Annotated in this window: 16 protein-coding genes; 3 read left to right on the plus strand and 13 right to left on the minus strand. The window is 68.9% G+C overall.

Annotated elements, in window-relative coordinates:
- Nucleotides 1–71: 71 nt before the first annotated feature.
- Nucleotides 72–2,060, minus strand: coding sequence for a hypothetical protein (locus CEY15_RS15000; RefSeq protein ID WP_095719109.1), 1,989 nt, complete (start codon nt 2,058–2,060; stop codon nt 72–74).
- A gap of 92 nt (nt 2,061–2,152) precedes the next feature.
- Nucleotides 2,153–3,451 (minus strand): ATP-grasp domain-containing protein, encoded by a 1,299-nt coding sequence (locus tag CEY15_RS15005; RefSeq protein ID WP_245847647.1) that lies wholly within the window; start codon nt 3,449–3,451, stop codon nt 2,153–2,155.
- 221 nt (nt 3,452–3,672) lie between these two features.
- Between CEY15_RS15005 and CEY15_RS15010 the strand changes: the two genes are divergently transcribed.
- Nucleotides 3,673–4,401 (plus strand): hypothetical protein, encoded by a 729-nt coding sequence (locus CEY15_RS15010; RefSeq protein ID WP_095719110.1) that lies wholly within the window; start codon nt 3,673–3,675, stop codon nt 4,399–4,401.
- 397 nt (nt 4,402–4,798) lie between these two features.
- Here the strand turns inward: CEY15_RS15010 and CEY15_RS15015 are convergent, their stop codons facing one another.
- From CEY15_RS15015 to CEY15_RS15050, 8 genes are all read right to left on the minus strand, one after another.
- Entirely contained in the window at nt 4,799–5,962 is a 1,164-nt protein-coding gene (locus tag CEY15_RS15015; RefSeq protein WP_095719111.1) for a Wadjet anti-phage system protein JetD domain-containing protein, read from the minus strand.
- Nucleotides 5,962–9,348: an ATP-binding protein gene (locus CEY15_RS15020; RefSeq protein WP_095719112.1), complete on the minus strand. Its 3,387-nt coding sequence runs from the start codon at nt 9,346–9,348 to the stop codon at nt 5,962–5,964. Before CEY15_RS15020 ends, CEY15_RS15015 begins: the two co-directional genes overlap by 1 nt.
- On the minus strand, nt 9,341–9,916 hold the full coding sequence (locus tag CEY15_RS15025) for a DUF4194 domain-containing protein (protein ID WP_017835802.1): 576 nt from the start codon (nt 9,914–9,916) through the stop codon (nt 9,341–9,343). Before CEY15_RS15025 ends, CEY15_RS15020 begins: the two co-directional genes overlap by 8 nt.
- Nucleotides 9,913–11,346, minus strand: a complete 1,434-nt coding sequence (locus CEY15_RS15030) for a DUF3375 domain-containing protein (RefSeq protein ID WP_095719113.1) — start codon at nt 11,344–11,346, stop codon at nt 9,913–9,915. The genes CEY15_RS15025 and CEY15_RS15030 overlap by 4 nt, the downstream gene beginning before the upstream one ends.
- Nucleotides 11,347–11,458: 112 nt before the next feature.
- Entirely contained in the window at nt 11,459–11,815 is a 357-nt protein-coding gene (locus CEY15_RS15035) for a HepT-like ribonuclease domain-containing protein (RefSeq protein ID WP_095719114.1), read from the minus strand.
- Nucleotides 11,812–12,141, minus strand: coding sequence for a nucleotidyltransferase family protein (locus CEY15_RS15040; protein WP_095719115.1), 330 nt, complete (start codon nt 12,139–12,141; stop codon nt 11,812–11,814). Before CEY15_RS15040 ends, CEY15_RS15035 begins: the two co-directional genes overlap by 4 nt.
- Before the next feature lie 193 nt (nt 12,142–12,334).
- Nucleotides 12,335–13,603: an alpha/beta hydrolase family protein gene (locus CEY15_RS15045; protein ID WP_141244273.1), complete on the minus strand. Its 1,269-nt coding sequence runs from the start codon at nt 13,601–13,603 to the stop codon at nt 12,335–12,337.
- Between the two features lie 112 nt (nt 13,604–13,715).
- Complete coding sequence (locus CEY15_RS15050) at nt 13,716–15,098, minus strand: cytochrome P450 (RefSeq protein ID WP_095719117.1); 1,383 nt, start codon at nt 15,096–15,098, stop codon at nt 13,716–13,718.
- Between the two features lie 158 nt (nt 15,099–15,256).
- Between CEY15_RS15050 and CEY15_RS15055 the strand changes: the two genes are divergently transcribed.
- Complete coding sequence (locus CEY15_RS15055) at nt 15,257–15,532, plus strand: hypothetical protein (protein WP_095719118.1); 276 nt, start codon at nt 15,257–15,259, stop codon at nt 15,530–15,532.
- A gap of 22 nt (nt 15,533–15,554) precedes the next feature.
- On the opposite strand, the gene CEY15_RS15060 is transcribed toward CEY15_RS15055, so the two are convergent.
- The 3 genes from CEY15_RS15060 to CEY15_RS15070 all read right to left on the minus strand — a co-directional run bounded on the left by CEY15_RS15060 (nt 15,555) and on the right by CEY15_RS15070 (nt 17,455).
- Nucleotides 15,555–16,793: a methyltransferase gene (locus CEY15_RS15060; RefSeq protein ID WP_095719119.1), complete on the minus strand. Its 1,239-nt coding sequence runs from the start codon at nt 16,791–16,793 to the stop codon at nt 15,555–15,557.
- Between the two features lie 156 nt (nt 16,794–16,949).
- Complete coding sequence (locus CEY15_RS15065; RefSeq protein ID WP_141244274.1) at nt 16,950–17,162, minus strand: hypothetical protein; 213 nt, start codon at nt 17,160–17,162, stop codon at nt 16,950–16,952.
- A gap of 71 nt (nt 17,163–17,233) precedes the next feature.
- On the minus strand, nt 17,234–17,455 hold the full coding sequence (locus CEY15_RS15070; RefSeq protein WP_176475140.1) for a hypothetical protein: 222 nt from the start codon (nt 17,453–17,455) through the stop codon (nt 17,234–17,236).
- Between the two features lie 545 nt (nt 17,456–18,000).
- Here CEY15_RS15070 and CEY15_RS15075 point away from each other — a divergent pair.
- Nucleotides 18,001–20,997 carry an AMP-binding protein gene (locus CEY15_RS15075; protein WP_095719122.1) on the plus strand — a complete coding sequence of 999 codons (2,997 nt, stop codon included), beginning with the start codon at nt 18,001–18,003 and terminating at the stop codon, nt 20,995–20,997.
- The last annotated feature ends 68 nt before the right edge of the window (nt 20,998–21,065 follow it).

The following is a 21,065-nucleotide window of genomic DNA, read 5'->3' on the forward strand; positions in this document are numbered from 1 at the left end:
ACAGCCCAGGAGTCGGGCGGCCGGCCCGGGGAGCTCGACGGCTCACACCAGCACCGTGAGCCGCAGGAGCCTCAGATCTCGGGCAACCGGTCCGCGCCCCAGCTCCCGTGGATCAGGTCGGTCACCCGGGCGATCTCCTCGGCGGAGACGGTCTCGGTCTCGCCGGGCTCCAGGGCGTCGAAGTGGAAGATGTACAGCCGGGAGGCGAACTCCTCGAACGGCAGCGACGACTCGCCGAACCGCTCCCCGTTCCCGGCGGTGCTCACCACCACGCCGTTGCCCCAGTCCTGGCCACTGTCGTTGTTGGGGTTGAAGAAGTAGACGCGCATGGTCTCGTCCGGGTCCAGCGCGGCCCGCAGGATGGTGATGGCGTGCCAGCCCACGAACCGGCCCGAGCTGTCGGTGACGGCGACGCCGGCGGGCTGCGGGTGGATCAGCGGCTGGTTCCCGTTGTGGAACGGGTGGTAGCTGCCGTAGAAGTGCCGCAGGAAGTCCTCGAGACCGGTGAGCCGGCCGGACTCGACGTCCACGTTGATGCGGAACCCGCGCGCGGCCCACCATCCGTGGAACTCGGGGTTGACCCAGCGGTGCGGGTCGCCCTCGCGCTCACTGCACAGTCGGCCCATCTCTGCGTAGATGCGGTCCAGGTGCGGCACCACGAGAAGCGACACCGGGTCCAGGTCCACGGGCAGCGTCTCCGCCAGACCGGCCTCGAGCTCGCGGGAGGACAGCGGGCGGCCCTCGAAGTGCATGACCACCTCGTTGTCCCGCGCCGCCCAGGCGATGGTCTGCAGCAGGTAGTCGGGGTCGTTGTACGCCCACATGGACAGCGCGCGGGCGGACTGGCAGGTGGGGTTGTCGCCCTGCCCCACGCCCAGCGGCTGGCCCAGCATGGACAGCGTCCCGGACAGCAGCCAGATCCTCCCCGGGTGGGCCGGGCCGTAGGCCAGCGCGAGGCGCTCGTTCGCGTAGTCCGACAGGGGCAGGGCCAACAGCCGCCACAGTGCGGGCGCGACGGCCGGCTGGAACAGGATCCCCCGCTCGAGCAATAACGCCAGTCCGTAGACCGACTGCGCGGTCTCGGGGTGAACAGCCGCGTCGATCAGCGCATCGACGAGGCCGTGGAAGCACAGCAGGCTCTCCCGGCCGGTGCTCGACAGGCCGAGCGCCTCGCTGAGCAGGAAGCTGCCTTTCTCAAGCAGGAACCGCAGCAGGACGGGGTGGTAGGCGGAGACGAGGCCGGTGTCGTGCATGGATCGCGCAAACCCGGCGGCCTCGTACTGCAGGGCCCCCTCGTCCATCGACTCCAGGCGGGAGCGGTAGACCTCCACCCCGGGGTCCTCCCGGCTCGCCTCTGTGGTGCCGTAGATACTGCTGATCAGCCGGTCGACGCCGAACCCGCCGGTGCTGGTGTCCACCTCGGGGTCATGGCGTGCCACCGCGATCTGCGTGATGGTCTCCTTGATGTGGTCGACCTGGATCGGGCGTTGGCGCAGGATCCTCCAGATCTCCTCGACCAGCTGGTCGAGGACGGTGTCATAGCCGATCGACTCGGCGATGTGCGTCAGCGACGTGCGGGTCACCTTGGCCATCCGGCCCTGCTGTACCCGTTCGGCCTCGGTGGCCGCGGTGAACAGCAACGCGGCGTTGGTGGCCAGGACTTCCTTGAGGTGCTGGAGGGCCTGTTCGGCGGTCACGTCGGGGTGCGCGTACTCCCCCTTGGCCACGGCGACCAGACGGAGGTCGCTGACGATCTCCATCACCGCCGTGTCCGCGTTGGGGCTGCGGAGCGAGCCCGTGCTCAGCGCCGGGACCAGTGAACTCGGCGAGGCCCAGTCCGTGCCTTCGAACAGGCCTGCGGCCTCAAGGTCCCGGGCCATCGACTGCACGGCCGCGGCGCCGCCGTCCTGGAGCAGGACCAGGCGCAGTCCGTCGAGCACGCGCCGCCGGGGCGTCGTCTTTCCGACGTCTCCTGCCTCGGCGAGGGCCCTGGTCGCGTCGACGAGCGAGGCCACCCGCTTGTCGAGCACTCTCGTCGCGGCGGGCACATCGTCGGCCACTGGCTCATGGTCGGCCACTTGCTGTCACTCCAGATCCACGGGCGACGGTGCCCGTCCTCGGTACCGTACCCACGTCGTCGGACCGGTGGCCGTCAGACGTAGAAGTCGAGTTCCTCCTGGCGCGCCAGGAGGGTCCGCATCTCGTAGGCGTCGTCGCCGAAGAAGTAGACCAGCCCCCAGTGGGTGCCGAAGGCGGTCCGCTTGGTGACCGTCTCCTCGAGCGGTGCGGTGAGCTCGTGGGACTCGAAGTACTCGTGGTCCTCGGTCTCCTCCGGGATCTCGAGAGTGGAGACCACACGCCGCCGGGGGTACACGCCGAAGCAGCCGGCGTGCCCGGTGGCGTCGACGACCTCGCGCGGGAAGAACGAGGTGATCTCCTCCTCGGTGGTCTTGGGGTCGAACGCGAGGACCAGGCCCTGGTAGGCGTTGAAGCCGTAGGCACGCTCGAGCAGCTCGAAGACCTTGAACCCCGGCGGGCGGTAGGCCACCTCGCCGAAGTACATCTCGCCGTCGCTGGTGACGAAGTACTCGGGGTGCACGAACCCGAACTTGATGTCGAAGGTCTTGATCAGCTTCTCGATCTGCCGCGTGATCTCCGGGCGGTAGCGCTCCAGTTCAGGGGAGGCCGGCACGAACACCGAGTAGCCGAGGGTCACGTACTCGGAAATGTTGAGAAAGACGATCTTCCCGATGTGGATCCAGGCCTCGACCGCGAACTCCCAGCCGTCGAGGTGGGACTCCATGAGGACCGGGAACTCCTCGTCGGGGATCGTGTCGACCTCGTCCGGGGTGCGGATGACGCGGTGCCCCAGGCAGCCGGCCTTGTCGAAGGCCTTGAGGTGGATGGGGTCGTTGGGGTCGCCGTCGAGCTTGAGCAGGGTCTGGTTGACGCGCTTGAGAAAGCGGATCACGTCGTCGCGCTCGTGGGCCTCCTCGAAGATCCCCACGCGGATCCCGCCGAGCTGGGCGCGGCGCTTCATCAGCGCCTTGTCGCGCAGCAGCAGCGACTGGCCGTACAGGGTGGGGTTGTCCATGAGCATGGAGTTGATGGCGCCCGCCCACTCCACGGTCTCCTCGAACAGCGGGATCGCCACGTCGACGCCCATGTCCTTGAGGGTCTCGGCGATCTCCATGGACCGGTCGTTGAGCCGCTCGAAGTTCCACGGGACGAACGGGATGTTGTGCTGCCGGCAGTAGTCCTCGGCCCAGTCCGGGGCCACCACGACGTAGCGTCGGTCGAACCGGTCCACCGCGTCGACCGCGTTGGGCGCCCAGCCGAGCAGCGCCACATACCCCTTGGAGGGGTCGCGGCGGGACTCGTTGCCGTCCTGGGTCGCCAGCGAACTCCTGTCCGCCGCAGTGGTGGTCGTGTCTGCTGTGGATATCTGCACGCTGGAACTGCCTCCTGGGTTGGGGCGCGGGCTGGTCGGGCCACCAACCTACCCAAGTGGGCGCTTCGCGTGCCCCGCGAAGCCAGACACCCGGGCTAGAACGCGGGTGTCCCACGTGTTCCCATCCGCCCGGCACTGTGTCGCGAATCACTTCCGGCACCGTCCTCAGCAGCTGTTCAACCGCTCGGGGCCTTTGGGTCGAAAGGACGCATATCTGCACGATGACCAGAAGAACTCTGCCGGTCCTGGCAGCCACCGCACTCGTCGGCTCGCTCGGGGTCGCCCCCGCGACGGCGGGGAGCCTCGGTGCAGGAAGCTCCGGCGGCGACACCACCACCCTCACGGCCCACATCACGGAGCTGAACGATTCCGGCGTCGAGAGCACCGCCTGGCTCTCATTGGAGGGCAACGAGCTCAGCGTCCGCATCGAGAGTCAGGGCCTGCTCGCCGGCGCCCCGCACGCGCAGCACATCCACATCGGTGGGACCAACCAATGCCCCAGTCCCGACCAGGTGGGCACAGGTTTCGAGGGCACGCTCCGCACCACGGACGCCATCGACTCCTACGGCGCAGTCCAGGTGTCGCTGACCACCGAGGGCGACACCAGCCCGGCCAGCGCGCTCGCGGTCGATCGCTATCCCGTCGGCGATGAGGCGTACTCGCGTACGTTCACCGTCACCGACGAGGTGGCCGCCAACCTCCGCAACGGCGAGGGGTCCGTGATCCCGCACGGGGTCGACCACAACGGCAGTGGCGAGTACGACGGCGAGCAGATGTCGGACCTCGATCCGACGTTGCCGTCCGAGGCCACCGACCCCGCCGCGTGTGGTGAGCTGAACGTCCATTCGATGGGCAGCCTGTCCATGGGCAGCCTCGGGGGTTCGCTCGGGTCGATGGGCTCGTCCGGATCCACGGGGTCGCTCGGGCCCTTGGGCTCGTCGGGTTCCTGATCCCTTCAGACTCACCCCGCCGGTCACCGCGGAACCGTAGGGACTCGGTGTCACCGTGCTGAACGGGTGATCGACGGTCGGTGGCGCTGCGAGGGCGCCGCCGACCGCACAGCCCCGCATCCCAACCGAGTCGCGTGGTCCAGGCCCAGCGCCGCACCGATTGATGACGACGAGGCCAGGTGCCGGCCCCTTGTGAGGTGACGACGACGACGTCGCAATCCGCGTGAGCCTCCGCTCGCTGCGATATGAACACCAGCACTTCGGCGGAATGCTTGCTCAGGTCTGAGGCGCGACGAGTTGCCACGGACCGATCTGCTGCGATGGGCATGAATGCATCACATCCGGAGCGTGTTCGGAAGTCCAGCATCGTTACGGGGCATAACCGGTGGCCCTGGGCTCATGCCTCGTCTGGTCGGTATGGCAATCGCTCCAGGACCCAGGCCCAGTCGATCCGCTCCTGTTCCAGCCGGACGCGCTCGCCGTAGCGATCGGAGACCAGGTCGTCGTAGACCGCCGCCTCCGCCGCCGTCAGTCGATCGAGTGTAGCGCTGGTGGGTGAGGACTCCTGTCCCCATCGTCGAGGGTGCGCGTGGAGGGTCTCGAGATCCATGAGGAAGGACCGCACCCTCGGCAGGTGCGTGCGCAGGCGATGGAGGATGGCGAAGCCGTGTGTGTCGAGGTCGCCCCAGTAGTGCACGTCGGCCTCCCGCAGGGCGTCCCAGCGGCCGAGGCGGGCCACGTCGAACCCCTTCCCCCAGATCAACACGCCGTCGTCCGGGAGGGGCAGCGTGAGGTAGGTGACCTCGTTCTCCACGATCACGGCCGTGGTGAAGGACATGCCGAGACCGTCGAGTTCCTCCGGCCGAAGAGACAGTTCGGTGACCGACACCGGTGCGACGGTGCCGGCCATGCGGAACCGGACGTACTCGGGCTTGGTGCGCAGGCCCAGGTCGTGGAGGAACGAGGTGGCGTTGCGTGAGACTCCGAGAAGTCCTGCGAGCACCGTCCGGTGACTCTCGACGACCTTGGTGTCCACCCCAGGGACATCGATCTGCCGCAGGTACCTGCCCGACCCGCGGGAGTCATCGAGCCAGCGGTACGCCGCGAGGATCTGCGGCCACACCTGCGCATGGTCGAGCGCCGCGACGGGTCTGGCGAGCACCCAGTCCCGCACCGGAGCATCCGGGGCCGCTGCCAGCATCTGTTCGAAGATGGTGACCTGTGCCCGGACTCCGAGCAGTGCCCATGCCTGGTCGAACCGGGTCACCAGAGCGTGCGTGGGAATCTGATTGCGTCCGAATTTCCGGCCGCCTACCGCCGTGTACCGCAGCGTGTATCGGCTGCCGTCGCGACTGCCGGCCTCGAGGGCGGCCATCCACTCCTGCACCTCGCCGAAGCGCTCACCGAGCTCAGACGTTCTCGGACCTCCCAGTGGGACCTCGAGTGGAATGAGCGCCTCCCCGCGGGCGAAAGCACGGAGAAGGGTGCCGTCGACCCACCGCCTGTGCACTTTCTCGCGGACCGTCTCCGGTGTGGCCCATTTCCGCGCGCCGGCGACCATCACGCTCCGCCACGCTGGCGGTGGTACTCCTCTGTGGACATCATGACGAGCCTCGAGTATCTGCCCTCCACATTGTCCACGTACCCGATGGAGCGCACATACGGTGCGATCACGTGCACCTTCTGCAGGGGCGTGACGATCAGCAGCTGGATCCCGAGCTTGGCGAACAGCTCGAGGGCGTACCGGGTGGAGGCGTCGGAGCCGCGACCGAACGCCTCGTCGATCACCGCGAAGCGGAAGTCGCGGGCCTTCTCCGCGCCCCACTCCAGGCCGAACTGGTACGCCAGCGACGCGGCGAGGATGGTGTAGGCGAGCTTCTCCTTCTGCCCGCCCGATTTCCCGTCCGAGTCGCGGTAGTGTTCCCACTCCTCGTCGGTCTCGCGGTCGCGCTCCGAGGCGGAGAAGGTGTACCAGTTGCGCACGTCCGTGACTCGCGCCCGCCACGTCTTGTCGGTATCGCTGTGGCCCTCACGGCCGCGTAGTCGCTCGAGGATAGCCCGCACCTCCTGGTACCGCTGCTCGGAGTAGCGGTCGTCGCCACCGAGGGTGTCGTCGGTGACCGCTCGCAGGTCGGCTCGGAACTCCCGCACATCCTGGTTGACCGTGTTCTCCCGATCCAGGCGCACGAAGCGTCCGGGATTGAAGTCGATCGCTCCGAGTGCCTCGTTGATCTTCTCGATCTTCTGCTGGATGTCATCGGCCTGGCGCTGCAGCCAGTTGTGGAAGCCTGCGAGTTCGCGAATGGCGTTCTTCTTGAGCTGCTCCTCGAACTCCGCCATGAAGCGGGGCAGATCGTCCTGGGCCACCTGCGCGTGGAATCGGACGTACTCGCCACGCGCGTCGACCGAGGCGTCCATCTCGGTGGTCTGCTCCGGCCAGCGCCGCCGGATATCCGCCATGGCCTGCTGGAGACTGGTGGTGTAGCCGTTGAGTTCCCGCTGGGTGTGGCCGGTCTCCTTGTCGATCTCGTCGGACATCTGTCGCTCGTCGAGCTCGGCCTGATCTGCGGTCGTCGAACCCGTGCCGCCCTGGCGTGACCGGAGTCGGGGGTAGACGTCCGCGGCCGCCGCGCGGATCTCCGCCGTCAGCTCGTCGAGGCTGCGCCGGTCGCGGTCCACCTGACGGCTCTCGTGGGCGATGCGGCTCTCCCCGCTGCCCTTCGCCTCGCCGAGAATGTCCTTGGTCTGGTCGAGCTCGCCCATCCGGGTGTCGATCTGGGCTACGCGCAGGTCGATCTCGGCCAGCTCGCTACTGCCCTGGAGCAGTCGACGACGCTCGGCATCGGCGGCGTCCGCCCGCGCCCGGGAGTCCTCCCAGTCGAGATCCCGCCACGAGGCATGGTCCGCGACCCGCGAGAGCGCGGTGCGCCGCTCCCCCACCTGGTTCTGCTCCCGCGACACCGACTCGAGTCGGGCCGCGAGCCGCTCGACTGTACGGGTGAGGTCGCCGCGCCGCTCCTGCAGTGCGGCGATCTTCTGCGCGTTGCGCCAGCCCAGCACCCAGCCGCGGGGATCGCTCGCGGACCGCCGGTCGTCCTTGACGTGACGGTTCCTGGACCGCACCTGGCCCTCGCGCGTCACGGCGCGCTCGGCGTACCGGAACTCCTCCACTGTGTCGGCGCAGAGATGGTCGGCCCGGGCGAACAACTCCTTGCTCAGGTACCCACGCAGCGGGGTGTCGGCGATCTCCACCGTGTCGGCGAGCAGCAGTCCGTCGGAATGGGGGCGCTGCAAGGGCAGGTGCCGCTCCGGGACCCGCTCGTAGGTCAGGCGGACCCCCATCTCGCGACCGTCGGAGCGCCGGGCGGTCAGCCGGCGGGCGTTGACCCATTCGGCGACGTCCGCGTAGTACCGCTGCGGCACCAACAATGACACCGCGAATCCGCGCAGCACGCGCTCGGCGGCTCCCCGCCACTGCGCGTGTTCTTCGGACACGTCCAAAAGCTCGCCGGCGAACGGGAGCTCCTCTTCCGACACTCCGAGTTCCGCGCAGAGGGCGGACCGCACCTGGAGTTGTTCGGTCGGCAGGTTGCTGCGGCGGGTCGCGAGGCTGTCCAGCTCTTCCTGCACCTCGCGGAGCTGCGCTTTCTCCTCACCGTGACCGAGGACCAGCGCGTCGTACCGCTCCTTGAGCTCGGCGATCTGCGTCTCGATCTCTGCCTGCGCCCGACCGACCTGGACGGCGAGGTCCGCGAATCCGGCGGCGTCGCCGACCGGGTCGAGGCCGGCCCTCGCGACGGCGTCCTCGAACCGCTCTCGCCTTGTTCTCCGCTCCTCGGCCTGCGCGCCCGCGTCGCGGGCTGCGCGTTCCAGCTCGCCGATGCGGCTACCGCCCGCCTCGGCCCGGGCCGCGAGGAGCTGGTCCCGCTCCGCCCCGAGGGCCTGCGACTCGGAGCGCACCTGCTCCAACTGGGCGGCGATGGTGGTGACCTCGGCGCGGACCCGCTCGATCTCCGCCTGGCGCAGCTCGATCCGCAGTTCGGCGAAGTAGGGGCGGACCGCCACGCGTTCCTCGCGGAGACCGTCCAAGCGCTCGACCGCGTTCTCGTAGCGGGTGATCGACGCGACCAGTGGTTCCAAGGCCTCGAGTTGGGCGCGGGCCCGCTGGACCGCTTCGTAGGACCGGGTGAGGTCCTCGAAGTGCCGGATGATCCCCTCGATCCGTTCGGAGGCGTCCGCGGGTTCGAGCATGTGCGTGCGGACGAACTCGTTGAGATCGCCCACGGCTTTCATCGAGATGGTCTGGTGGAACAGTTCCATGGCCTGTTCGGACCGGATGCCCAGCAGGCGCCGCATGGCACGACCATAGGGCGGGAAGTCCTTCTCCACCGTGGCGCCGTCGCGTCGGAGGCGCTTGAGCAGGTCGCCCAGATCAGAGCCGAAGTCGGTGAAGTGGGACTCGATCGACATCGCCCGGTCGGCGGTGACGAAGCGTCGCCAGGGTTGTCCTGTGGCGTCCAGCTGCTGAAAGACCTGGGCGAGGGTCACCTCGTCGTCGTACCCCTCGTTGACAAAGACGCCGAGTATCACCGAATACGACCGTCGGTCCCGCAGCCCCACCGGTCGCACGCTGCCGGTGGACTCGTTGCGCTCGGTCCTGTGGTGGCCTTCCACGTAGGAGCGCAGAGTGCGTTCCTTGCGCGCGGCGCCCGCAGCCTTGTTGTAGTCGATCCGGTGCGAGGGGAGCATGAGGGTGCTTACCGCGTCGACGAGCGTGGACTTGCCGCTGCCGATGTCGCCGGTGAGCAACAATGTCTCCCCATCCGGTTCCAGTTGCCAGACGCGTTTGTCGAAGGTCCCCCAGTTGAGCACCTCGAGCCGGACCAACCGGAACCCGGGACGTCCCTGTGGAGCGAGGTCGACGGAGGAGAACAGGCCCTCACTCATCGTCTGCACCCCCGTCGGCGTACTCGGCCAGTTTGGCGGAGAAGTCGGACAGTGTCTGACCGTCCACGTAGGCCTTGAGGATCCGGCGCACCTCCCAGGTGTCCCGCCGGCCTCGGAGCTGGCGCAGGAATCCCATCGAGACCAGGCGGTTGATTGACGTGTCGACCTGCTTGAGCACTCGGGCCTCGTCGGTGCTGTGAGCCAGGAAGAGCCGGATCATCTCGATGATCTCGTCCTGGGTGAGCACCAGTTGGCCCTGGTCGCCGGCGGATTCGAACTCCACCATCCGTTTGCGCAGCAGCACCAGCACAAGGCTGTCGGCGTAGGTGAGCGCGCGGCGTCTGATCACACGCGGGAGCGGTTCGTCACCGTCCTGCGGCTCGGTGGTGCGCAGATAGGCGTAGCCCTCGTCGTCGTCTATCACCACGTCGAGCCCGATCACCGCGAAGTGGTCGCGAACGGCGCCACGATGGCGGAGAAGGTCCTCCCATGCGTCCGATTCCTGGTAGACGACGCCCTGCATGAGGCGGATGGCGCTGGTCGCGACCGCCCTCTCGTCCGGGTTCACCGGCGTCTCACCACGACGCGCGGCATCCGGGCCCGCATCGACCGGCCGGCCTCGTCGTACTCGATCACCGTCTCCTCCTGCTCGTCGGTGGTCACCTCGATGTCGTCGGTGTCCAGAGCGAGGTAGCCGACGAGTTCCGCGGCGCCGTGCTCGACGGGGTACATGGTGACGACGTCCTCGAGCAATGCCGTACCGCGTTCGGGGACGAGGTTGCGCAACCTGGCTGCGAGGCGGGCGGGGTCGACGATCACCTGGTCGGCCAACACGGAGGTGTCGACGTCCTCCTGCTCGGCCGGCGGCAGGAGACTGTCCACTTCGGACGCGGGCCGCACACTGTGCAACGGTCGTTCGGTGGGTAGCGACACGTCCACGCCGGCCTGCTCCAACTCGAGACCGAATTCCGGGGGTGCGCCTGTGCGCAGCGCCAACGCGGTCCCTTCGATCTCGCGGACCAGGTCGAGGACGCGACGGTTCTCCAGCCAGATCTGATCGTCGGTGAACCGGCGGAGCTGCTCGGAGATCTGGCGGACGGTCAGCTGGGTGCGCTCGGCGGCCTCGGCCCACCCGTGGTGCACGGTGCGGATGCTGCGGTCCGCCTTCAGCTCATCGATCGTGGTGAGCCGCTCGAGCAGGGCGGAGAGTTCCTCCTGCCCGGACGAGGACAGGAGCATGTCGTAGAACGCCTGGAAGCTGCGTCCCTGATCGGAGGAGTCGATGCGACTACGCCCGCTGACGAGCTCCTCCAGCAGATCGCCCTTGCTGCCCTCCCACGTAGCTATGCGTTCGCGGGCCGAGCGGTCCAGTGCGCGGAAGTTCTCCTCCACCTCGCGGAAGTCGGCGAGGAGTTCGCGGGCGGTGGAGGAGAACTGCTGGTAGCGGTCGCGCACGGCGGTGATGTCGAGCAATCCGGCTTCAGGGTCGGCCTCGATCTGCTCGATCTCCCGCTCGATCTCCTGCTTTCGCCGCTGCAGCTCGGCGAGACGGATCTCCGGGTCGACTTCGGTGCCCTGGGCGATCTGGCGGAGCAGTTCGATCGCGGTCTGCAGTCGCGACTCGGTGCCGACGAAAGGCCGCGCGTGAAGACTCTGGACCCACGAGTACGCCTTCTCCAGCGCGGGTGTGGCGTCATAGTGGATCTCGTCGGTGCCGAGCGGATAGAAGCGACGGAGAAATCCTGAGTCGGTGGACGCCCATTCGGCCAGATAGTCGGCTGCGTCCCGCTTGAACCGCGGGTTCTCGGGATCCTCGCCGTTGCGCAAGTAGAGCTCGTCGTCGAGGGCGTCGATGATCTCCCCCTCCGGGCTGGCACCGTGTCCCTCCTCCACGAAGAACCGGCCGAGAAACGACAGCAGCAGCGGCGCGTGGGTGGCGCGGAGCATCCGCCACGCGGGATGTCGTTCACGCAACGCGTCGATCGCCGCGTAGTCCACACGGTCTCCTCGGGTCAGCGGTCGGCAGGGGTCGTGCAGCCAGTCTAGGAGGGCGGCCGGACACAACTGTCTGGGCGGTCGGTGCGGGCAGCACCCCGCGAGAGGCGTTCCGTCACACCGTGGAGTTCGATTCAGGACCACGCTGGTGTTGACTCAGCGCTTCGGCAAGAGGCGGTAGGTGTGTCTTCACGACGTCTCGCACAATGTCAGCCTCGACACCGAAATACTGGTGAACGAGGATGTTGCGGAACCCTCGGATCTGCGGCCAGGCGATCTCTGGGTGTGCGTCTCTGATCTCGGCCGAGAGATGGTTCGCAGCCTCACCGATGACCTGCAAGTTCCGTTCGATTGCGTCCTCGGCCATGAGGACGAGGTCGATATCATCGTTGTCCGGGCTGTGTACGTACCGCTGGCATCGATAGATAGCCCGCAGGATGTCGTCAATACGCTGATCGGACTCGCGACTCATAACGCGACGCTGTCCTGGAGCGCCGACTCTGAGATCGCTCGCTTAAGTAGTTGCGAGGGGAAGATGTCGATATCGTCGCGGCCGAATAGCGCACGGACTTCCTCCAGCAGACCGGAGGCGCGCATCAGGAGATTGCCGTCGGCCGGGTCCATGTCCACCAGGATGTCGATGTCGCTTCCCGCCTGCGCGGTGCCACGCGCGACCGAACCGAACAGCCTTGGTCTAGTAGCCGCGTACTTCGCCAGGAGCGCACGGAACTCGTCATCACGCGCCTCGATCAGCTCGCGCATTGCGAGCGATTCGGGAGTCGGGGCGGTGCGCGTCATAGCTTCAGGTTACCGGCCGGCCCCGGGAACTGAAGGCCCCCGACCGCAGGAAGCAAGCGAGTCGTGTGAGACCACATTGCGTAGACAGATCAGGTGGTTCCAACTCTCGGATTACAGATCGCACCATGACGAGGACGGCCCGCTCTTCCGGCAGGTCGTACGTGACCAGGACGCTTCCGGCAGACCACCGGTCCTACCGTCCGATCACCGTGTCGAGCCAGTCGAACGCGCGTTGGGAGAACAGCACCGCCGCCCCGGCTTCGTCGTGTTCGCCGGCACCCTCGGCGTTGGTGAACTCGATCATCGTCTTGGGTGCGGTGAGTGCGTCGAAGAAGCTCTGCGCGTCGACGACGCGCGGGTCGTTCTGGCCGACGGTCAGCAACACGGGACAGTCGATGCGGTCCGCGATGCCCACCAGGGTGAACTGCGTCAGATCCCGCAGGTACTCGACCGGGGTCGCGCATCCGTGCGTGAGCATCCCCCGCCCGACCGAGAAGGCCAGGCCCGGGGACTGCTCCATCCCGGCGCGGACCGCCGCGTTGAGGTCGTCGTCGGCCTCCCCGGTGTCCAGGTCGTCGCGGTGATCCTCGGGGAGCAACAGCGCGGCGTTGGCTCCCGGGGCGTACTGCGGGGCGTCGGCGATCACGGCGGCCAGGCGATGCTCGGCGGTGGCGGCGCGGGGCGCGAGATGACCTCCCCAGCTACGGCCCAGCGCCGCGATCCGGGTGGCGTCGACCTCGGGACGGGCGACCAGCCAGTCGACCTGAGCGGTGACGACCGCCTCCCAGTCGTGTCGGAAGTGCAGGTCGCGCTCGACCAGCGCCGCGCCCTGACCGGGGCCGTCCATCATGAGGACGGCGTAGCCACGCCGCAGTGCCGCGACGCCGCCGGCGACGTACGTCTCCTCCATCGTGCCGTCGTACCCGCCCACAAGGATCACCGTGGGGAACGGTCCCGGGCCGGACGGGGTCGCGAGGTAGCCGTCGAGCTCGGTTCCCTCGTACGGGATCGCGACCTGCTGGAAGGGATGGTCCATCAGCTCGGCCGCCCGGCGGAAGGCGTCCCGTTGACGCGCGTTCGCCGTGACGAACCGGGGATCCAGCGGAGGGGCGTACATGAAGACCCCGGAGATCCGGAAGTACGTGGCCGCACGGAGGAAGCCTTCACGAGCGCTCACCCTATGGCCGGCGGTCAGGCTCTCCTCCGCCTCCGCGAGGATCCGTTCCCCGAGCGCGTTCCACTCGAGGTTCCAGGCGTCCCTGTCACCCTCGGGGATTCTGCGGGCGGTGATGAACGCCTCCCCGACGTCGGCTCCGCCCGACGGGATGGTGTCCAGCACGCGCAGGAACTGGCCGTCGAATCCACTGTCCGCGAAGGCAAGCCCGGTGAGGGTTGGGTCCCCGGGACCGTGAGGCCCGTTCCCGGCGCCGGTAGTCGCGGTCGATGCAGTGTTCGTGGCCATGTCCACACCTCGTCGTCACTGGTGGTCATCCCTGGTCAGATCGCCGCCACCATCATCGCTCACCCGATCTCTGTCACGTGCGCGAATCCTTCGTGATGCTGTCGCCCCCGGCTCACCGACGCCGGACGGTGATCCGCCCTCCTCTGTGGGGCGCGAACGCGACGCCGCGGGAGTGCCACTTCTCGTCCCGCTCGGCCGTCGGGATGATCTCGTACATGCTCAGCAGGGTGCGCAACACGACGTCCATCTCCATCGTCGCGAACGCCGCACCGATGCATCGCCGGGTCCCGCCGCCGAACGGCAGCCAGGCCGGCGGTGGCGTGGTGTCGAGGAAGCGGGTCGGGTCGAAGCGCTCGGGCTGGGCGAAGTGCGCGCTGTCGTCGTGCAGCAGCGAGATCGCGACCAACACGTTGTACCCGCGCGGAATCCGCCACGGGCCCAGGTCGAGGTGCGGAGCCTGCACGTGGCGTCCGACGAGATCGATGACAGGCCGGCTGCGCTGCACCTCCAGGATCGTCGCGTGCCTGTAGTCGGTCCCCCCGGCGTCGACCTCGGCGACCAACTCGTCCAGCACCGCGGGGTTCCGGCTCAGCCGCTCCAGCGCCCAGGCGAGCGTCGTCGCGGTGGTTTCGTGTCCCGCCACGAGCAGTGCGGTGAGCTCGTCGCGGATCTCCTCGTCCGTCATGGACGAGCCGTCGTCGTAGGTGCTCTGCAGCATCATGGCCAGGATGTCGTCGCGCTCGTCGAGTCGGTCATCGCGGCGACCCCGGTCGATGAGTGCGTTGATCGCGTCGTCGTACACCTTCTTGTAGCGGGCGAACCGACCGCGCGGGCCCAACGACCCCGCGCCCACCGTTCCCACGCCCACCGTGCCCACGCGCGCCGGCAGTTCCGGGGTGATGACCACCGCCGAGCCGGCCTCGACCATGGGCGGGATGACGCGGCGCAGCGTGACGAGCTCGTCGTCCCGGGCGCCGAACACCGTCCGGATGATGATGTCCAGCGTGATGCGGGTCATCGACGGCATGGAGGCGAACGGCCGGTCGACCACCCACGAGTCGAGCTCGCGCCGGGTCTTCTCCTCCACGACCGCCTCGTAGCCCTTGATGCGCCTGCCGTGCAGAGGCGGGGTGAGCAGCTTGCGGCGCCGACGGTGGTCGGTGCCCTCGAGCGCGAACATCGACTGCTCCCCCAGGACCCGTCCCAGATTGGGGTCGACGTTGGTCAGCGACTCCTGCGGGGCGGTGAACAGCGCCTTGGCCAGCGCGGGGTCGGAGATCACCACCGCGCGCCCGTAGATGGGCAGGTGCACGGTGACGGCGTTGCCGTATCTCGCCTGGAGCCGTTGGAGCACTCTGCGCCGGGCGATGCCGAAGCCCACGCCCTGGATCGACCTGGGCAGCGCGGGTCCGGGCGGGAGCAGGGGTGCGGGATCGTCGCCGGTCAGGCTCGCCTCGGACGCGGCGGGAGCCGTCCTGTCCGTCGTGCTGTCCATGGCGTCGCATCCTCGGCGTCAGGTGGAGGGCGGGGCGCCGTTCAGCCTACGTGCCGGAAATGCGGTGGTGGCCGCAGTTGGTGCGACGACGACGAGGACGTCCCCTACCGCCCGACACCGCACCCAATCCGCCACGACTCCGGCATCGAATCCCGGATATGCACTCCGCTTCACAGTCCCCCCGCCCCACCGACTTCCACGTCGCGGCGGACGGTGCGGACGTGGCAGAGCTCTTCGCCGATCACGATTCGCCAGAGCCGGCGGAGTCCGAACAGTCCGATTCCGAGCGCGGGGACTTCCTCGGTGCCATGCGCGCATCGTGGGACGACTGGATGCCCGTCGCCACCACGGGCTGGGGCGCGGTGGTGCTCATCGTCCCGCTGCTCGCGGTGCATGCCCTCGTCTGGGCATGGGGTGGGCGCCGGCCCCGCTAGTTGCGCTGGCCTCGCTAGGTGCTCAGCCTCGCCCCAGCCGCCACAGGATGGTGCGCTCCTTCGACCGAGCGGCGTGCAGCGGATCGGCACTGTCGGCGGCGCGCGAATGACGTGGCGTGGTCTCGCGGGTCTCGAGCACGGTCAGCCCGGCAGCGTCGATGCGGTCGAGCAGCTGGTCGCGAGTGCGCAGGCCCAGGTGTTCGGCGAGGTCGGACAGGATCAGCCATCCCTCGCCCTGCGGCGTGAGGTGATCGGCGAGCCCGCTGAGGAAGCGGTGCAGCACCTCGGAATCCTGGTCGTAGATCCCCTGTTCCAGGGCCGAGGTCGGGCGGCCGGGAATCCATGGCGGATTGCACACCACCACGTCGGCCCGCGCGGAGACACCCGCGTCGGTGTCTCCCGCCTCGGTGTCGCGCGCCTCGTCGGCCCGCCCGGCGTGGCCCGCCTCGTCGTCATTGGGCCACAGGTCGGCCCGCACCACCGCAACGCGGTCCGCCAGCCCCAGCCGAGTCACGTTGTCCCGGGCGCGCTGCACTGCGCGGGGATTGATGTCGGTCGCGACCACCGCCCGGGCCCCGCGTCGGGCCAGGACCGCCGCGAGCACTCCGGTCCCGGTGCCGATGTCCCACACGACGGGGTGGTCGATGCCCTGCGGCCAGGGGGAATCGGCGACCAGGTCGATGTACTCGTCGCGGGTGGGCGCGAAGACGCCGTGGGCGGGATGGATCCTGGCGCCCAGCGCGGCGACCTCGAGGCCCTTGCTGTGCCACTGGTAGGCGCTGATCACGCCGAGGAGCTCGGGCAGCGAGACGAGGGTCTCCACGCCGACGGAATCGCCCGACTCGTCGGGCCGGTCGACCGGCTGCCCGTACGCGTGGGCGCAGGCCTCGCGCGCGTCGGGCGAGCGGCGCAAGCGGATCGTGTAGTCGGACTCCAGCGGGACGAGGATCTTCCCCAGGATCGCCGCACGCTGGGCACGCGCTTTGCGGTTGGCGAGGAAGACCTCTCCGGGGTCGGTGGACTGCGGTGACCGGGACGCCCGCTTCTCGAGGCGACGGTCGAGGGCGCGCATGAGCTGCCGAGCGTTCTGGAAGTCTCCGCGCCACAGCAGGCTTGAGCCTCTCTGGGCGATTCGGAGAGCCTTGTCTGCGGAGATGTCGTCGGTGATCACGACGATCCCGGTCGGCGCCGGTGCGGCGTTCTCGGAGCGCCAGAAGGCGGTCCGGGGTATGCCGTTCTCCTTCCAGGCGACCGTGCTCATGCTGGGACCAGCGACCGAGCGGGAGAGAGCACAGTGCATCCTTCGAGCAGGCGCACCCTCGCCTCGACAACCGACACGTGAGTGCGCGAAAACCGGAGACCCGTGGGGTCGACTCAAGTGTCTCAGCTCGCCAACGCTGCATCTTAAAAGGCGAGGTCAGGAGAGGATGGCGGCGGCGATGAACGCCGTGCCGCCGCCGACGATGAGCACGGCGAAGTACGTCGCGGCGATGACGACAGGGCCGGCGATCATCGCGATGCCCTCGCGGCGCAACGTGCTCCACGGCGTGATGAGCGCACCCACAACCGCCGGAGTCAGCACCCACCGGATCCACTCGTTGCCCGGGTGCGGAACGTGCCAGATAAACATCAGCCCACTCCACAGAATCGACGCGCACAGTGCCGCGTACGCCGTCCATGGAGCGGTCCTCATCTCGCGGATCACAGTTCGTCCTCGATCGCCAGGAGAAGCACGCCGACCAGAACGAGTGCGCCCGCCAGGCCCGCACATCTCCCGCTGGATATCGCGCGCTCGCTCGTGCGCCACGCAGCCACCGCGCAGACGAGCCCGAGTGCGAGTGAGACGGCGACCCCACGCCGAGGAGCCTCGTCCCCCGACACTCCCAGAACGGGGCCTCCGACTGCCGCTTGAAGCCCGATCATCGCCAGAGGCCATAGCGGCACCGCGACCGCACACGTGACGATAGCGATCCACCACCGAGTGGGATCCGTGTCCGGTTCACCTCCGCCACACAGCCGCCGTCACGGCTGACCAGACGGCTGATCGCCACCGCTGGAGTTCGGGGAGGGGCTCTCGCGAGTCAGGTGCTGCCATGGCCGACTACTTCCCTCGCGTCGTGGGTTCGACCACGGGCACCGTTCTTCGACACGTCGGCTGACACCCGGCCGCCTGAGTCTCGCCGTAGTTCTGGGCATACCCGAGAGCGAACAGGGACGTCATCTGACCTCCTCGTGTGGGTGGCCCTCACCCCTCTACGTGGTCGACGCCGCAACCTTGCCGATCGGTTCCCCGGACCCCGAAGGCGTCGCTTTCAAACCGCTCCGCCGAAGCGACGGCTTATGCGATCGGATAGACGGAGTGGGAGGCGTCGGGCGGCCCGGCGACAGCCGCGGGGAGCCGCGGGTCGCGGGACTATCCGCCGGAGCGGCCCGAAGCCCGTGCGGCACCCTCTACTCTCTTATCCACCATGCCTCCCACCCCTGATGCCGTCTCGGCCGCTCTGAAGACCGCGACATCGTACGTTCTCAACGCGGTCGAGGTCCTGCGCTTCGGCGGCCTGCAGACCGACGAGGATCCCTCGCCGTTCGAAATCGTGGCGCGGCGCCCGATGTTCCGGCTGCGTCGCTACTACCCGCCGTCGGCGGCGAACGCCGAGCTCGACGGTGCCGGAGAGGGAGCGGACGCCCAGCCGCGCCCGCCGATCGTGCTCGTTCCGCCGATGATGATCTCGGCTGACGTCTGGGACGTCTCCCCCTCCACCAGCGCGGTCGCCGCACTGCACGAGGCGGGAATGGACCCGTGGGTGATCGACTTCGGGGCCCCGGACATCGAGGCCGGCGGCCTCGAACGCACCCTCACCGACCACGTGATAGCCGTGAGCGACGCCGTCGACCTGGTCACGACCGCCACGGGCCGGGCGGTGCACCTCGGTGGATACAGCCAGGGCGGCATGTTCTGCTATCAGGCCGCGGCCTACCGACGCTCGCGCGACCTCGAGAGCCTCGTGACGTTCGGCTCCCCCGTCGACTGGCGCGGTCACGCCCCGCTCGGCATACCCGAGGAGGTGGTCGTCACCATCGCGCGCATCGTCGCCGACTACGTCTTTGCTGACCGCCCGCTGCCCGGGTGGTTGGCGTCGACGGCGTTCCGCCTGCTCGATCCGATCAAGACCGCCCGTTCGCAGGTGGATTTCCTGCGCCAACTCCATGACCGCGACGCGCTGCTCGGACACGAACGACAGCGCCGCTTCATCGGTGGCGAGGGATTCGTCGCCTGGTCCGGCCCTGCGATCGTCGACATGATGCGGCAGGTGATCATCCAGAACCGGATGATGGTGGGCGGCTTCGTCGTCGGCGAACACGTGGTCTCCCTCGCCGACATCACCTGTCCCGTCCTCGCCGTGCTCGGTGAGGTCGACGAGATCGGCGTCCCGGCCGGCGTCCGCAAGATCGCCTCCGTCGCCCCGGGGGCCGAGGTGTACGAGTTCTCCGTCCGCGCCGGGCACTTCGGGCTCGTGGTCGGCTCGACCGCCGCCTCACAGACGTGGCCCACCGTCGCCGCGTGGATGGGGTGGCGGGAAGGCACCGGGCCTCGACCTGACGGGATCGCCGAGGTCGAACCCGGCGCCGTGGTCGACTCCTCCCCCACCAAGGCGATCATGCTCGCGGCAGATGGGGCGGTCCAGGTCGCCGGCCTCGGGATCGGCGCCGTGCGCGGAGTCGGCAAACTCGCCGTCGGCACCCTGAAGGCGACCCGGGCCGTCGGACACCAGGCGCTGCACGCGGCGCCTCGCCTCATCCGGCTGGGACAGATCCAGCCGAGGACCCGCATCTCCTTTGCCAGGATCATGACCGAGCGCGCGCGCAACCAGCCGGACGACGCGTGCTTTCTGTTCTCCGATCGCGTCCACACGTTCTCCGCCGTCGACACCCGGATCACGAACGTGGTCAAAGGACTCATCGCCGTCGGGGTCCGCCAGGGCGACCACATCGGCGTCCTCATGGAGACGAGGCCCTCGGCGCTGGTCGCCATGGCCGCGCTGTCGCGCCTCGGCGCCGTGGCCGTGCTGCTCCCCCCGTCCCAGTCCCTCCCCGAACTCCTCCGGCTCAGTTCGGTGACCGACGTGGTCACCGACCCGGAGCACGCGTCCAAGGTCTCCGAGGCCGGGGCGCGGGCGCTCGTGCTCGGCGGTGGCTCCGAGCGAGATCTCCCCGCCGACCTGGACGCGGGCGTCGTCGACCTCGAACAGATCGACCCCGAGACGGTCGAGCTGCCCCGGTGGTACCGACCGGACCCCGGGCGGGCGGGCGACCTCGCCTTTGTCTTCTTCTCCCGCTCCACGGGCATCTGGCAGACCAAGCTCGTGACCAACCACCGGTGGGCGCTGTCCGCATTCGGCACCGCCAGCGCCGCGCGCCTCTCTTCCGAATCCACCGTGTACTGCCTCAGTCCTCTGCACCACCCGTCGGGTCTGCTCACCGCGGTCGGCGGCGCGGTGGCCGGCGGGTCACGGATCGCGCTGTCCCGGGGTTTCGACCCGGCGACCTTTGACGAGGAGGTCCGCCGCTACGGGGTGACGGTGGTGACCTACACCTGGGCGATGATGCGCGAGCTTGTCCGCCAGCCGGCGCCTCCGCGCCGGTCGCACCAGACGATCACGCTCTTCATGGGCTCGGGGATGCCCCGAGGGTTGTGGCGGCGGGTCCTGGACCGCTACCCCGGCACGCGGGTCCTGGAGTTCTACGCCGGAACCGAGGCCGACGTCGTCCTGGCGAACCTCTCGAACTCTAAACCGGGCGCCCGCGGCCGTCCGCTGCCCGGCACGTCCGAGGTCCGGCTCGTCGACGTGGATCCTGACTCCGGCGCGATCACCGCCGGCCCCGACGGCTTCGCCATACCCAGTGAGGTCGATGCGCCCGGAGTGCTCCTCACCCGACCCCGCCTCGGGGTGGACGCCTCCGTGCGCCAGCTCCGCGGGGTGTTCCGTCCGGGCGACACCTGGGTGTCGACCAGCGACCTCTTCGAACGCGACCGGGACGGCGACTTCTGGATACTCGGGGCGGCGAGCGCGGTTGTCCACACCGCGCACGGGCCCGTGTATCCGGTCCAGGTCGCCGACGCCCTCGGGGACCTGCCCGAGGTGGATCTGGCGGTGCTGTACGAGGTGCCCGGAGCCGACGGCCCCGTCGCGGTGCTCGCGGCGACCCTGTGGGGCTCGGATCCCATCAGCGCCGCCGATATCGGTGGCGCACTGGCCTCGGTCCCGCCCGCCGCACGGCCGGACCTCGTACACGTCGTCAGCGACATCCCGGTCACCAACTGGTACCGGCCCGACGCCGGCGGGTTCGCCTCCCGGGGCCTACCGAAGGCCGGCACGCGGACCTGGGTCCTCGACGCCGACACAGGCGGGTACGTACGTCTGACCAAGGCGGTGCGGGAAGGGCTGGTTCCACCGACTTCCTAAACCAGTATCGCGGTCTCCTCGTGCTCGTTGGTGGTAGCCTCGAGGTCGTCGTCCTTGAGCGCCAGGTA

Source organism: Dietzia natronolimnaea (genome assembly GCF_002289575.1).
Classification (GTDB): domain Bacteria; phylum Actinomycetota; class Actinomycetes; order Mycobacteriales; family Mycobacteriaceae; genus Dietzia; species Dietzia natronolimnaea_A.

Excerpts from the sequence above, each read along its gene's own strand:
- CEY15_RS15045 (WP_141244273.1), bottom strand. The coding sequence starts at position 13,603 with ATGGCCACGAACACTGCATCGACCGCGACTACCGGCGCCGGGAACGGG.
- CEY15_RS15075 (WP_095719122.1), top strand. The coding sequence starts at position 18,001 with ATGCCTCCCACCCCTGATGCCGTCTCGGCCGCTCTGAAGACCGCGACA.
- CEY15_RS15070 (WP_176475140.1), bottom strand. The coding sequence starts at position 17,455 with ATGATCGGGCTTCAAGCGGCAGTCGGAGGCCCCGTTCTGGGAGTGTCG.
- CEY15_RS15040 (WP_095719115.1), bottom strand. The coding sequence starts at position 12,141 with ATGACGCGCACCGCCCCGACTCCCGAATCGCTCGCAATGCGCGAGCTG.
- CEY15_RS15060 (WP_095719119.1), bottom strand. The coding sequence starts at position 16,793 with ATGAGCACGGTCGCCTGGAAGGAGAACGGCATACCCCGGACCGCCTTC.
- CEY15_RS15020 (WP_095719112.1), bottom strand. The coding sequence starts at position 9,348 with ATGAGTGAGGGCCTGTTCTCCTCCGTCGACCTCGCTCCACAGGGACGT.
- CEY15_RS15015 (WP_095719111.1), bottom strand. The coding sequence starts at position 5,962 with ATGGTCGCCGGCGCGCGGAAATGGGCCACACCGGAGACGGTCCGCGAG.
- CEY15_RS15010 (WP_095719110.1), top strand. The coding sequence starts at position 3,673 with ATGACCAGAAGAACTCTGCCGGTCCTGGCAGCCACCGCACTCGTCGGC.
- CEY15_RS15055 (WP_095719118.1), top strand. The coding sequence starts at position 15,257 with ATGCACTCCGCTTCACAGTCCCCCCGCCCCACCGACTTCCACGTCGCG.
- CEY15_RS15065 (WP_141244274.1), bottom strand. The coding sequence starts at position 17,162 with ATGTTTATCTGGCACGTTCCGCACCCGGGCAACGAGTGGATCCGGTGG.
- CEY15_RS15050 (WP_095719117.1), bottom strand. The coding sequence starts at position 15,098 with ATGGACAGCACGACGGACAGGACGGCTCCCGCCGCGTCCGAGGCGAGC.
- CEY15_RS15035 (WP_095719114.1), bottom strand. The coding sequence starts at position 11,815 with ATGAGTCGCGAGTCCGATCAGCGTATTGACGACATCCTGCGGGCTATC.